The following is a 12,990-nucleotide window of genomic DNA, read 5'->3' as shown; positions in this document are numbered from 1 at the left end:
CCCGAGCGCAAGCGCGCGAAGGCCGTGGCGTCCGCCAGACCGATTGCCTGCCGTGGGGCGCCGTTCCCCCGGCGTTCGGGACCGTTCGGCGGCGCGGCCACCGCGTCACCCGTGAGGGCTGCGAGGGTGGCCTCATGGCGCAATCGCTGACGACAACGGAGACGCGGTCCTCCCTGGCCCCCACGCTGAAGTCCGCGCCACGGTGGCGGTCCCGGCTCGCGTTCCTCCTGGGGCTCGTCCTGGCGCCCGTGGCGCTGTGTTTGTGGGGACTCGCCACCTGGGTGGGTGCTTCGGTGTCGGGATGGGGGTACGTCGCCGGCCTCCTGCTCCTGTCGGCGGGGCTCCTGTCCCGTGCGCGGCGGTGGCTGAGCTGGGGCGGCTTCGCGCTGTTGCTCCTCGTCGTCTCGTCACGGCTCGTGTTCGCGCGAGGGACGCGCCTGGAGACGCTTCACCTTCCGGAGGAAGGCCACCGCTGGGTGAATCGCCTCGTCGATGAGCGGGATGGGACGCTGCTCGCGGCGCACGCGCTGCTGCTCACCGGGCGCCTGCCTCGCTCGGACACGCGCGGGTTCGTCCCGGCGCTGGAGGCCGCGTTCGAGCGGATGGGCACCGCCGAGGGGATGGTTGCCACGCCCGCCATCGCGACCTGGCTGGGGCTCCAGTCCGCGGAGTCCTTCGATGCGCTGGTCGTCCCTCCGGAGGGCCGGGACCGTCCGGACTCGGCCGTGGTCTTTCTTCACGGCTTCGCCGGCAACTTCGCGGTGTATTGCTGGGAGATGGCGCAGGCGGTGCGGAGCATCTCCGCGCTCACCGTCTGCCCCTCCGTGGGTCCCTCCGGGAGTTGGTGGGAGCCGCAGGGGGAACGCACGCTGAAGGCCACCTACGCATGGCTTGCGGCGAAGGGCATCCGTCGCGTCTACCTGGGAGGGCTCTCCAACGGAGGCGTCGGCGCCAGCAGGCTGGTGCATCGCGGGGTCCCACCGGGACTGGAGCTTCGCGGGCTCATCCTCGTGTCCGGGGCGGAGACCGGAGCGCCCCCGCCAGGGGTGCCCACGCTGGTGGTGCAGGGGCGGACGGACACGATGATGCCCACGTCGTCCATGAGGGCCTTCGCCCACCGCCTGGGTGGGAAGGGGACCTATGTGGAACTCGACAGCGGCCACTTCGCCTTCCTCGACCGCCATGAAGACTGCAGGCGCGCCATCTCCACCTGGCTTCGACAGCGTGAAGGCGAGGTGCACTGAGCTGCCATCCAGGGGCTGTCTGGGCGTGACCCGGTGCGCTCAACCGGTCAACGCAACACTTGCTGCAGTTTGGCAGCGGGAGTTTCAAACCCCAGTGTCTTTCGCGGGCGCTGGTTCAGTCGGAGTGCCACTGCGTCCAGGTCCCGTTGAGAGAAGGCCGAGACGTCCGTTCCATCCGGGAAGTACTGCCGAAGGAGCCGGTTGGTGTTCTCGTTCGTTCCTCGCTGCCCGGGTTTCTACGGGTCACAGCAGTAAATGGAGAAGTCGGTCGCCATCGCGAGCTCCCGGTGCTTCGCGAGTTCCGTTCCGCGATCCCACGTCAGTGAGCGCCGGAGTGTTCGAGGCAGCTTGCGTGCCGCCACGGTCAGGGCCCGGACGACGTTGGCGCTGTCCTTCCCGGCGACCTTCACGAGCATCGTGAAGCGCGAGTGTCTCTCGCCGCCGCTGTGCACCTCGCGGATGCCACGCCCTGAGGTGGCGCTCTGGGAGGTCCGATCCGCTGGGTTCTGGCCGCAGCCCTACCGCACCCTGGAGGATGAAGCTCTTTCCCGCTGGGGGACTTGATGAGGGTACATCGCGCTGTCGCGCTACTCCTGCTGGTTTGGCTGACAGGCTGTGCCTCAGGGCGCGTGGTGCGCTTGGAAACGGGCCAGGGGCCGCCAGTCGTCTTCACGCCTCACAACGGCGAAGCCGGGCCGGTGGAGGTGGAGCGGCGCGAGTTCAAAGCGGCCGTGGCGAGGCTGGCGCGGGACGTGAGGCTCCCGGCCAATCCCCAGCAGGCCGCGCGGCGCCTGATGGGAGTGGACGCCCGAGGCGGCACGTACCTCTTCGATCCGCGCACCCGGCGGATGACGCCACTGGAGGGGGCTGCACTGGCCTCCGACATGCCGCAAGCGGAGGTGGAGCTGACGCGGGCATATCTGCGTTGGTGCGAGCGCACCGGGCGCAAGGGCGACTGTCTGCGTTTGCTGGCGGAGAGTCCCACCGTCACCGGAGACGGGCGCTATGCGCTGGCCATGGCCATGGCTCAAGGTGTTGTTTTAGAGGAGATGCTGGATGCCTTCAAAGACATGGCCGACCCGCACGCGGTGCTCTCGGCGGCGCTGTGGACCATGACCCTCTATCTGGTCCTCTGGTCGGTGCCCGAGCCGGTGAGCAAGGGCCTGGCTGCTGTGATGACGGCGACAGCCATTGTCTACCTCGGGGTGGACACCTTCTGGACGCTGATCGCGGGCTTCAAACGGCTGGTGGAAGAGGCGGACCGGGCCACCACGTTTGACGAGCTCCGCGATGCGGGTGAGGGCTACGGCAAAGTGATGGGCCGGAACGCGGCGCGCGCCTTCGCGCTGCTGGCGACGGTGGCCATCGGTAACACGGCTGCGGGCTTCGCTTCGAAGGTGCCGACGCTGCCCGGTTCCGCCCAAGCGGCGGCGCTGGCCGGGGGCCGCGCGGGTCTCCGCCTTGCCGCCGTGGGCGAAGTGGGTGCGGTGGCGGTGACGGGCGAGGCCGTCACGGTGGCACTCGCCCCCAATGCGGTGGCCATGACGGCACGGGCCATGGGGGGCACGGCTGCCGCCCCAGTGGATGCGGAGGGCCACGACCACCACATCGCCACGAACAAGTGGTGGAAGGCCACGAACAATGAAGGTCCGTGGTCTCCCAAGTTCCAGAGGATCTTCGATAAGGCGGGCATGTCGCTGGACGACCCGGCGAACATCGTCCACGTCAAGGGCCACAAGGGACCTCACCCGCAGGCGTACCATCAACGCATTCTCCGGCGCCTGTCTGACGCAACGGAGGGGTGTCGCACCATGCAGCAATGCCGCGAAGCGCTGACAGCCGAACTCGGCCGGTTGGGGGAGCAGATTGCCACTCCGGGCACCAAGCTGAATAAACTGGTCACCGGCACCTAGGATCACGACAATGGCTCACATGGTAAGGCGCTACTTCGATCTGAGCGACGACATGACCATTCCAGGCCGGTGGGTGCTCGGCACTCCCACCGACGCTCAAGGCCGGGAGGTGGACGACCCCTGGATGTTCTATCGGGGCCAGCAACTTCCAGACCTGGGACGCTTGAAGCTTCCCATGGATGTACCCGGCAGGGCGCTCGACTTCTCACTCGCGGCGTTCGCGGCCCCGGTGGTCCACGCCCGAGTGGCTTCCGCGCTCACGGAGCTAGCCCCCGAGGAAGTGCAGACCCTGCCCGTGGAGATAGAGGGCCACCCTGAGCCGTTCTTCATTCTCGTGGCGACCCAACTCATTCAGTGCATTGACGAGAAGGCCACCGAGGAATTTCAGAAGTGGACGCCGGAGGACGGGCGCCCTGAGAAGGTTGGAAAGTACCGAGACGTTTGGGGAATGCGGATTGACGCTTCGCAGGTAGGTGACGCAAAGGTGTTCCGCGCTTGGGGATGGCCCATCGTCCTGATCGTCCGCGAGGAAATCCGCGACGCACTTGAGCGCATGGGCGCCACGGGAACGAAGTTTGAAGAAGTTTGAGGGCAGGTGCCACGGCTCTGAGGTGGTTCTCGGTGCCGGTGCTGGTCAATGCCGCGCGCCGGGTGGGCTCCACGGCCCATGGAGCGGCGCGTACCCTCCGGGAGAGCAGCCTACCTGTGGCGGACACTCGCGTAGGTGCTAGAGCGCCGATCAGGTTACGGCGAGGGAGCAGGCAAGCGGTAGGGGATCGACGCGGGCTGTCGTCGAGTGCATAGGTCGCCACCTCACGGAGGTGGCTCATGGAACGCTGGAAGCCGGCTGTGGAGCAGAGCGCACGGGAGCAGCGCCTGCTGAAGCTCGCGGGGAAGAGCAGGAAGCTTTTCGTCTTCCTGCGCGAGCATCGGCACGAGTTGTTCGACGAGGCCTTTCAGGACGAGCTCGAGGCAATGTACCGACAGACGGGCCAGGGGCAAGCGCCGCAACCGCCCGCGATGATGTGCATGGCGCTGCTGGTGCAGGCCTACACGCAGGCATCGGACGCCGAAGCCGTGTGTCTCTCGGGCACCGACAGCCGGTGGCGAATGGTATTGGACCGACTCGGCGCGGACGAGGACGCGCCAGCCTTCTCCCAGGGCGGGCTGCAGCAATTCAGGGAGCGACTCATCGCGACCGATTCAGATTCGACAGGGCGTGGCGGCCGATAGGCGCATCTCCATCGAAGACCCGGACATGCGCCACGGGCGGAAGAGCAAAAGCAAGCGCTTCAATGGCTACAAGCAGCACGTCGGCATCGACCTCGACACCGAACTCGTGGTGGCCTGCGCCGTGACACCCGCCAACCGCCCCGAAGAGGAGGCGACGGGCGCACTGCAGGAAGACATGGCCCACCAGGACCTCTATCCCGACGTACTGCTCGTCGACAGGGCGTACCTCAACAGCTCAATGGCCGAGGACGTGCTGGCGAGCGGCGGCGATATCGTCTGCCGGCCGTGGCGAGGAGCCAGCGCGAAGCCTGGACTCTTCGGCAAGCGCGACTTCAAAGTGAACATCCGCGACGGCACCCTCACGTGCCCTGCGGGCGAGGTGGAGCCCTTCGAGCCCGGCGCCGTCGTGCAATTCGACCCGGAAGCCTGCGGGCCGTGCAAGCTGCGCCCCAGTTGTACCCAGGCCGCGTCCGGCAAAGGGCGCAGCGTCACGATGGGCGACGACGAGCGGCTCCAGAAGCGCCTTCGCTCACGTCTGCGGTCGAGCACGGGCCGCGCAGGACTCCGCGAGCGTGTCGGCGTCGAGCATTGCCTGGCACATCTCGCCAACCGCCAGGGCCCGAAGGCCCGTTACCGCGGCACGCGCCGCAACCTCTTTGACCTCAGGCGACTCGCGGTCGTCCAAAACCTCGAGGTCGCCGCGCGCTACCAACTCGCGGCGTGACCTAACCTGTTCGGCGCTCTAGACCAGAAGTTGTGAGTCTTGGTCAGTTGTTACCTGCCGAGCGAGAATCGTGAGCGGTCGTTTGGTCATGGGGAAGAGCTGGTGGGGCAATTCCTGCACCACTTCGCCCGCGCGGCTTCATTGCTTGGCGTAGACCCTGGCTGGCTGCTCGTTGTCAGTGGTTCTCAGTTCTTGCCGGAAACAATTTTTCGGGAAGTCTGGGCGGGCTCAAGAATGGCTTGGTATTCAGGTCTCAACTCTTTCGGAAACATGGCTGGATTTGTTCTTTCCAAAACAAGATTATTCAGGCGATTCATGTCGAACAAGCGACTTGCTCGCTCGCTGTTCAAAGTGTAGGTCGCGAACTCAAAAAGGCCCCCATCGCCCACCCTGAACTGGTCGGTCTTGTCGACAATGAATTTGATGATTTGAGGCAAGACTACCTCGGGCGCCACCTCGGCAGACTCAAGGAGCGCGTCAGAGAATGTCTTCCAACCCGCAAAGGGTTGCCCGTCAAAGTTCTTCTGTCTTACTCGCTCAAGGCCCCAGCAGTTTATTAACAGAACGTCCAGTTCTGCTTCCCGAAGCGCATCCACCAGACGCTTGGGGTCTTGTGAGGTAAATGAAGCCTCAAGTAGAGGTATGAATGACGCTCTGATTTCATCGCCTTGGGTCTGCGGAACAAGTTCGTGGACATTGTCCTCTTTCGTCAAAAAGAAATAAAGAAGCGTATGGGTCAACTGAAGATTGACTGGCGTGGTCAGCTTGACGAGTTCCTTGAGAAGAGAAGGAAGAGCCTCGTTCTTTCCGCCCAGCATCATATTCCAGATGGTCATGACGCTTGGAGGGTAGCGACTTTTCCAGTCGGCAGGTGAGCGCCTTAGTTCGGCATGGACAGTGGCATCCAGGAGTTTGGCCAGCTCGGAAGAGTCAAGCGTCCTGCTCGCAAAGGTTCTGACCGTATCGAGTTGGGATGCTTTGAGGAGATGGGACACTAGTTCGCTGGGAGAGTTGGACTTCCAGAGAGTAATACTTTGGAGGATGGATTGGTCCTGCTCGTCGGTGGGCAGCGGCTCAAGCGACAGATAGCGCTTCCAATAGTCGCGATGCGTTCTTACGGAGAGCCCCTGGGGCTTGCTTTCTGCGACTCGCTGCTTTCCCGGCTTGCTCCAGTTTGGGAAGACGAAGTCGAGAATCTCCTCTATTGCAGCTCGCTTCGGACTTGCTGCCGCTCCCACGAGAGCGTCGAGCTTTATCTCGAAGTTCGACCTTGCTTCCGTGTTCGTGCTTGATTCTCGGGGCACCCTTTCGCTTCTAATCTCGTCGACATAGTCCACTATCAGTGCAAATACATCTGGTTCCGATGCGCGGAGCAGTGACATTGAGAACAGGTCGTCAAAGTCGATTTCGCCCCTCAGTGCATCCCAGGCGTCAATACAGTGTCGAAGAGCGTATTTTAACTTGCGTGGATTGTTGCAGATGGTTGCCAGTGCAATTGGCAAAGTGAGTGCGCTGGCAGAGCTGTCGAGAACTCCGTCAAGCCAGTCGTTTATGGAGTTGCTTCGAAGGTGCATGCGCGCGGAGGGCGATGCGGGGTCGATAAATTCTCTTGATGCCAGACAGCCATTGATGAATATTGATAGTGTTTTCCAGATTGTCTTTGGCTCGATTGTTGGGAGGGGCTCGACAATCCTGGCTATCTTTTCGATGTCGAATCTGGCGCTCAGTAGGGTCGATGCGAACACGACTTGGATGGATGTCGCTTCTGATATCGAGTGAAGAAGCGACCGAATAGGGGCAAGCCGTTCGACTTCCGGCGGGTGCGTGGTGGATGTGGAACCTGCAAAACGCTCCAGATCCTCGATCCAGAGAACAAAATGTATGTCTAGTGCTGCGGTTACTTGGTCAAAGTCGGCGAGAATTGCGGTCGGCGGGCGATTGCGTCGGAATAGCTTGGCCCAGCCGACACCTGCGTTTTCGATGGTGCTAATATACTCGTCGGGAAGGCCGGCAATGGGAGTTGTGCTGACGTGCTGTCCCAGTTCTTCTGTTAATGAACTCAATATGCCGTGGATGGCTGCATCTACTGTGTCGAACGGCCACAGGCTGATGCGCACGACGGCAACTGACCGACCGAGCATGCCGGCGTTGTTCAGGTCGTGAAGCACGAGATTGTAGATGGATGTCTTCCCGGCTCCGAGTTCGCCGATCAGTGCGATGGTTGGTGATTTATCGAGGCGAGGTTTGACTCTGTTGGCAATTCTTTGGGCAGTTGGATTTCGCCTGAACACATCCAAATCTGGACGGTTGATTGGCGTGTCATTCTGGACCCAATCGCGGAGTTTCAAGAAGTCGATTGCTGATGAATGGGCCACGGGCTTCGCAGGAGGTAATGCTTGAGTGTTCGAACCGAGTAGTTCGGCAATTCTTAATTGTTCGTTGCTGGCGCCGATTGCCGAGACGAGCAGTGGCGCGACAATGAGCAGCATGACAACGAAACCAATCCCGACTAATATGTCCGGCCAGGTGGTGAATAGGAAATCTCTGATTTCTTCCGAGCTGAGTCCGGGGCATTGTAGCCCCTGTGTGGTTGAGGGGCTTATTGCAAGAAAGAAGACGAGCCAAATGAGCCCCAAGAGCGCTGCGAACCAGGATGGAGGATACCGCCAGAAATAGCGAAGGCCACTCCAGGCAGGTGCGCGATTGCGATCCCACAGGAGTATGGAAACGATGAGAAGCGTAAGCGCAGGGAGCCAGGCCCACTGCGCAAAATCAGTTAGTTCCTTGCAGTTAGGCGCCAATCGCAGGGCGAATAACGCAGCCGCGCTGGCGGGTAGCGAGAATGCTGTGATTTCGAGCCAGCGCTTGTGGATAGCGTTGCGATGTTTTGCGTTGTTCAAAGGGCTTCCATGGAAATGGGCTGAATCTGGATTCAGGCTGTTGGGAGCATTCAACCAGAAGGGGCTGGTCAGGGCGATGCTGACGACGCATTGTCCTTGCCAACCATCAGCCGACGGATAATGGGTACGGGTTGGTAGCTGTAGGAGACCACTGGGTCATGTCCAGGGTGCGCGAGTGGAAATGGTTTTCAAGGACGTCGTTAGTCCGCCTTGTCCAGCGGAGGCAGCGCAGCTTGGTCTATCGCCTCGGCAGCGCCGCGAGTTGGTTCTTCAGGTACGCTAATACCACTTGGTCACATCCGAGAGGGCAGTTCAGGCGGAGCTCTGGGGTTGATGGCTCTGTTGCAGAAGGGGCAGGTGCCAATCTGCTTGAGCAGGAGGGGCTGCAACGCGCGTCGCACCATCGGCAGCGTCCAGTGCACCCGGCTCCGTGGGGAAAAGCGCCCGACGGAGCGCGAGGAAGCCGTGGGCCACGGCGCAGAGGGTGGCGTGGTGGTGGAAGCCACGCCACGTGCGTCCTTCAAAGTGGTCGAGACCGACTTCTCCCTTCATCTCCTGGTAGTCGCGCTCGACGCGCCAGCGCAGCTTGGTGAGGCGCACGAGCTGCTTCAGGGGCGTGCTCGCGGGCAGCGTGGAGAGGTGGAATTTGGTGGGTGCCTTCTCGTGCCTCGGCCATTCGCACAGCAGCCATTGTTCATCGCCTGGGGCCAGTCCCAGCGAGTGACGATGCGCGGTGCGGATACGCAGGGCCGCGAAGCGCGAGCTCCGCGAGCCATTGGCGCCTTCGCGCCAGCTCACCAACTTCCAGTCAGTTCGCGGCAGTCCCTCGGCCAGCTTCTCGACGGCCAGGGGCTTCGCCTCGCCATAGCGGTAGCGCGTGCGCGCGGGCCCGCTCATTCGCGCTGGCTTCGCAGGAATGGGCGGAGGCTCGAATCCCGGAGGCCAGACAACCGAGTCGCCCCGAATACCGACGATGTACGGCAGCCCCCGGCGCGTCAGTTCCTCGCGGAACTCAACCTCGTTGCCGTACCCCGAGTCCGCGAGGAGCAGGCGCGACTTCACGCCCCAGCCCAGCGCCCGCTCAAGCAGCCCGAGGGCAATCTCCCGCTTCGTCTCGAACGAGACGTCCTGCGGCACGCCCACCTTTCGCAGGCGTTTCGTGTCAGACGTCCATTCCGCCGGGAGGTACATCCGCATCCCGATGCAACCGCTGCCCTTCTCGCTCGCCACATGCAGGCTGACGGCCACCTGGCAGTTGTCGGTGCGGCCCAGCGTGCCCGAGTACTGCCGGGCCACGCCCACCGAATGCCTGCCCTTCTTGGGGAAGCCAGTGTCATCCAACACGAGGGCTTCGAGGTCCGGCAGGTCCTCCTCCAGCTTCAGCGCGAGCCGGTGCATCACCTCGTCGTCCGCCCAGGCGCTGCCGCTGACACACTGCTGAAGGCGCTGACGCATGGCGTCCTTCTCGGACGCCTCTTCCACTAGGCGACCCGCCATCGGGTCGATGCTCTTGCGCTCGCCTTCCAGCAACAGGCCCTTGACGTACCAGTCCATCGCCCGTCGCCGCTCCACGCGGCCCATGCCCGCGAACATCGACTGGAGGAAGCTCTCCAGCTCTCCCTCCAACCGTTTCAGCTGTGTTGGCGTCATGCTCGGGGAACAGTCAGCTCACCCTCACGCATTCTGAAAGTGACCAGGTGGTACTAAACCAGAAGCCGCGATTCCTGGTCGTCTGGTCTGCCGCTGAGGCCGATTTTTCGGCCCCAGTCGCTACCTGCCGATCGGGAATCGTGAGCGGTCGTTTAGGCATGATGCACGCCCCTCCGGCTGGGAAGTTGCTTAGTTCCCCGTCATATGTGGGCACGCCCGCCAACGTCGCTGCCATAGGTGAGCGGCGGAAGAATCCTCGAAGTGCGCGTCCACGAAGGCGTGTAGCGTGGCCTGGGAAGGGGACAATCCCGGTGAGGTAGCATGCTCCATGGGCATGGCCGGGAACTCTGACTTGGTCAGAGGACGTGAGGTGGTGCACCTCGGGCACGGCAGCGGCAATGCTGCGCGGACGCTCGTGAAACGCAGCGCGGTCATAGAGGCTCGGGGGAAGAGAAAGAGACGCATTGGACGCTGAGAGCCTTGCGCATGTCCACTGGACCAACAAGCCTCTCAGTCTCAGAAGGACCAAGGAAGGACTGGGCCCTTGTTGGGCGGGCTCAGTGGGTTCGGGCGATCGCCAGGAGGGCGGGTGACGCGCCGTGCGCGAGGCTGAGTGCCGACGAGAAGGCATGCCCACAGGCTTGAGGCGTACTGCTGCCAGGCACGGACTTCTAGGATCGCTGCTTCTTCGCGCACCGCTGCCTCATTCCCACAGTCGGCAGGCGATGTGCCCGTCCTTCGCATCCTCGAAGCGCTCCAGTTCCAAGGCGCCTCGTGCTCCGTACCGGCACAGCCGGTTTAGGCAGTCGCTGTCGTCGGAATGCAAGTGCGTATTGGCGTGCAGGCTGAAGCCCTCAAGGAAGGCACGCCGGGGCACCTTCCCAAACGCTCACCGCACGTTCAGCCCCGTTCAACGGAAGCGTTGCCTCAGACTGGCCGGCTGATGCTTTGCAGCGTGGCCTCTGGGCTGTCTCCAAGCCTCTCGTGAGCCCCTGGAGACAGGATCGCTCGTGCCTGCTGAGGGCGGCTTTGTCCTGTTGGGCTGGCATGTGCCCCCAGTGTGCCCCTCCAGCGTGGATTGAGGGGACACACCAGGGATCAGCGTGGGACGGGACGGGATGATGAACCCAAGGAAAATCAGGGGGATAGGGGGTAACAGCGCGTCCTGCCTGGGGTTTCCCATCTCCCTGCCCGAGGCTTTGATTCCCTCCGTTTCCACTCCCGAGCCGCCGGGCGTCCCGCTCGACGTCCAGCACGGGGTGAGGGTCGGATTGCCTCGCCCATCCCAGATGTCTCAGACTCGATGGATGACGCGCGCGTTCTGGCCCCGCTTCTGGCTCGTCGCCCTCGCTGCGGCAGCCACGGCGTGCGGCCTCCCAGGCTCGCAGGACCGGGAGGTCCTCACCTCGGACGAGAGCCTCTACGCGGTGCTGGAGGTGGTGCCGCGCTCGGGCGTGCCGCTCGAGAACGACCGGGTGGGCCCGACGCGCGTGATCGCGGTGGGACCTCGTCCCTGCCCGGACGCGCGGAGCGCGGCGCTTCGTGGAGAATGAAGACTTCGAGTGCCGCGGAGGCCTCTTCAATTGTACCCGGCTGGCGGAGGCACGTGGCGCCCTGCTGCTGCGCACTGCCTCGCCGACACCCCTGGAGCCCGGCGCGCTGGCCACCTGGTCCGAGGGAACGACGCGCTCCCTGGAGGGCTCGCGGCTCGACTTTCTCACCTTGAGCGGCGCGCCCCTCATGCGCCTGCTCTCGGAGCCGGGAGGGCAGCTGGCCCAGGTGGAGGTGCGGCTGGTGAAGAAGTGTCGCGTGCGCGCCGTGCGGGTGCGCGACGCCCGCTGGGAGGGCACCGGCAGCGGCGTCATCGCCGTGCCCGCCCGCGTACACCGCAGCTGGGTGGAGCTCGAGCGGCCCGACTGCTTCGCGCCGGAGGACCTCGAGTCCGTCATCCCGACGCCGGACGAGAAGCGGGGCGCGGCCGAGAAGGAAGACGCGGTGGAGCACTAGCGGCTCGCGCGGGTGACGCTGAGCCAGGAGAAGCGGACCGCGGTCCTCGCCTACCGCGACGAGCGCTTCGCCGTGCGCGAGCTCATCGAGCACAAGCGCGCGAAGACCGCAGGGGGTGAGGATGAAGGCGAGGACCGCGGCGCAGCTTCCGCGGCCCCTCGCGGAGCACGGCTCAGCCCCCCAGTCTGGCCACCACGGCGGCGTGAGGGTCCTTCCTGGCATGATCGACGGCGCGCCTGTCTTTCTTGTCGGCCAACGCCGCATCCGCGCCACGCGCCAGGAGCCAGTCCACTACGTCGAGCCGGCCATACGAGGCCGCCCACATGAGGGGCGTCATCCCCGCATTGTCACGGGTGTTGAGGTCGGCGCCCTTCGCCGCGAGCGCTTCGGCCGGGGCGAGGAAGCCCTCCTCGCACGCGGTGCTCAGCGCCGTCTGTCCCCTGTAATTGCGAGCCTCCAGGTGGGTGGTGTGCGCGATGAGCTGCAGGGCGGCCCCCGGCGCCTTCCCGAAGGGCTCGGAGCGGATGGCGCTCAGCAGCGGCGTCTTTCCGGAGGAGTCGAGTGCATCCGCCGGGGCGCCCTGGGCGAGCAGGTACCGCACCACGTCCTCGCTCGCCGCGGAGGCGGCATGGTGGAGCGGGGTCTCCCCATCGCTGTCCGCGGCCACGAGACTGGCGCCGGCCTTCACGAGGAGCTCGGCGACGTCCGCGCGCCGCGCGAACATCAAGGGCGTCCGCCCGGACTTGCTCGCGAGGTTGGGGTCGGCCTTCGCCGCCAGCAGGGCCTCGACGACCGCGGGATGCGCCGCGGCGACGTGCAGCGGGCCCATGCCCAGCTTGTTCGCCAGGTCCGGACTGGCCTTCGCGGCGAGGAGCGCTTGGACGATCCCGGCGTGACCGCCCGCGGCGGCCCCCATCAGCGCCGTCTTGCCTCCGTCCGTCTTCGCGGCCACCTTCGCCTTGTGCGCGAGCAGCAGCGAGACGCACTCCAGGTGCCCATTGGAAGCCGCCGCGATCAGCGCGGTCTCCCGGCCATCCGCCATCGCCTCGGGGCTCGCCCCCGCCGCCAGTGCCGCGCGCAGTGCGTCGGCGTTGCCTTCGGCAGCCAGGTTCCAGACGTTGCTCATGGTCTCTCCGTGGAAAAAACAGGAGGACGCTTGTAGCAGGAGGCCAGGGCAAGCGTGTGGGCGCACGCGGTCGGGATCCTCAGCGCACCTCGAGCACCGGTCCGTCGTTCCACGCGACACGGGAGGACACGCTGCGACATCTGTTGCTTGCGCTCCCAGGACGTGGATGGTGGGATCCGCCCCCTCCCCGATG

8 protein-coding genes and 2 pseudogenes are annotated in these 12,990 nt (G+C 64.5%); 6 read left to right on the top strand and 4 right to left on the bottom strand.

The features are described 5' to 3' along the window. The first annotated feature begins 134 nt into the window (after nucleotides 1–134). Nucleotides 135–1,244: an alpha/beta fold hydrolase gene (locus D7V97_RS04240; protein WP_233582502.1), complete on the top strand. Its 1,110-nt coding sequence runs from the start codon at nucleotides 135–137 to the stop codon at nucleotides 1,242–1,244. A gap of 47 nt (nucleotides 1,245–1,291) precedes the next feature. Here the strand turns inward: D7V97_RS04240 and D7V97_RS45715 are convergent. Next, nucleotides 1,292–1,681: pseudogene (locus tag D7V97_RS45715) on the bottom strand (IS30 family transposase); the annotation flags it as partial. A 126-nt stretch (nucleotides 1,682–1,807) separates the two neighbouring features. On the opposite strand from D7V97_RS45715, the gene D7V97_RS04230 reads away from it, so the two are divergent. The 3 genes and pseudogenes from D7V97_RS04230 (at nucleotide 1,808) to D7V97_RS04220 (ending at nucleotide 5,114) form a co-directional block, all read left to right on the top strand. Next, nucleotides 1,808–3,157 (top strand): AHH domain-containing protein, encoded by a 1,350-nt coding sequence (locus D7V97_RS04230; protein ID WP_120609292.1) that lies wholly within the window; start codon nucleotides 1,808–1,810, stop codon nucleotides 3,155–3,157. A 19-nt stretch (nucleotides 3,158–3,176) separates the two neighbouring features. Continuing rightward, on the top strand, nucleotides 3,177–3,746 hold the full coding sequence (locus D7V97_RS04225) for a DUF1629 domain-containing protein (RefSeq protein ID WP_120609323.1): 570 nt from the start codon (nucleotides 3,177–3,179) through the stop codon (nucleotides 3,744–3,746). Nucleotides 3,747–3,985: 239 nt separating this feature from the next. Further along, nucleotides 3,986–5,114, top strand: a pseudogene (locus tag D7V97_RS04220) (transposase). A 185-nt stretch (nucleotides 5,115–5,299) separates the two neighbouring features. Here D7V97_RS04220 and D7V97_RS04215 read toward each other — a convergent pair. Both D7V97_RS04215 and D7V97_RS04210 read right to left on the bottom strand, forming a co-directional pair. Continuing rightward, entirely contained in the window at nucleotides 5,300–8,014 is a 2,715-nt protein-coding gene (locus D7V97_RS04215) for a P-loop NTPase fold protein (protein WP_147444679.1), read from the bottom strand. A 312-nt stretch (nucleotides 8,015–8,326) separates the two neighbouring features. After that, nucleotides 8,327–9,664: an IS701 family transposase gene (locus tag D7V97_RS04210; RefSeq protein WP_120609290.1), complete on the bottom strand. Its 1,338-nt coding sequence runs from the start codon at nucleotides 9,662–9,664 to the stop codon at nucleotides 8,327–8,329. A gap of 1,307 nt (nucleotides 9,665–10,971) precedes the next feature. Here D7V97_RS04210 and D7V97_RS44505 point away from each other — a divergent pair. Both D7V97_RS44505 and D7V97_RS04200 read left to right on the top strand, forming a co-directional pair. Continuing rightward, nucleotides 10,972–11,217, top strand: a complete 246-nt coding sequence (locus D7V97_RS44505; protein ID WP_158623265.1) for a hypothetical protein — start codon at nucleotides 10,972–10,974, stop codon at nucleotides 11,215–11,217. Then, on the top strand, nucleotides 11,207–11,671 hold the full coding sequence (locus D7V97_RS04200) for a hypothetical protein (protein WP_120609288.1): 465 nt from the start codon (nucleotides 11,207–11,209) through the stop codon (nucleotides 11,669–11,671). The genes D7V97_RS44505 and D7V97_RS04200 overlap by 11 nt, the downstream gene beginning before the upstream one ends. Before the next feature lie 172 nt (nucleotides 11,672–11,843). On the opposite strand, the gene D7V97_RS04195 is transcribed toward D7V97_RS04200, so the two are convergent. After that, on the bottom strand, nucleotides 11,844–12,797 hold the full coding sequence (locus tag D7V97_RS04195) for an ankyrin repeat domain-containing protein (protein WP_120609287.1): 954 nt from the start codon (nucleotides 12,795–12,797) through the stop codon (nucleotides 11,844–11,846). Nucleotides 12,798–12,990 lie beyond the last annotated feature (193 nt).

It is taken from the genome of Corallococcus sp. CA053C (assembly GCF_003611675.1).
Classification (GTDB): Bacteria; Myxococcota; Myxococcia; order Myxococcales; family Myxococcaceae; genus Corallococcus.
The sequence above is the reverse complement of the archived record's forward strand: the minus strand, read 5'-3'. Positions and strand labels throughout refer to the sequence as shown.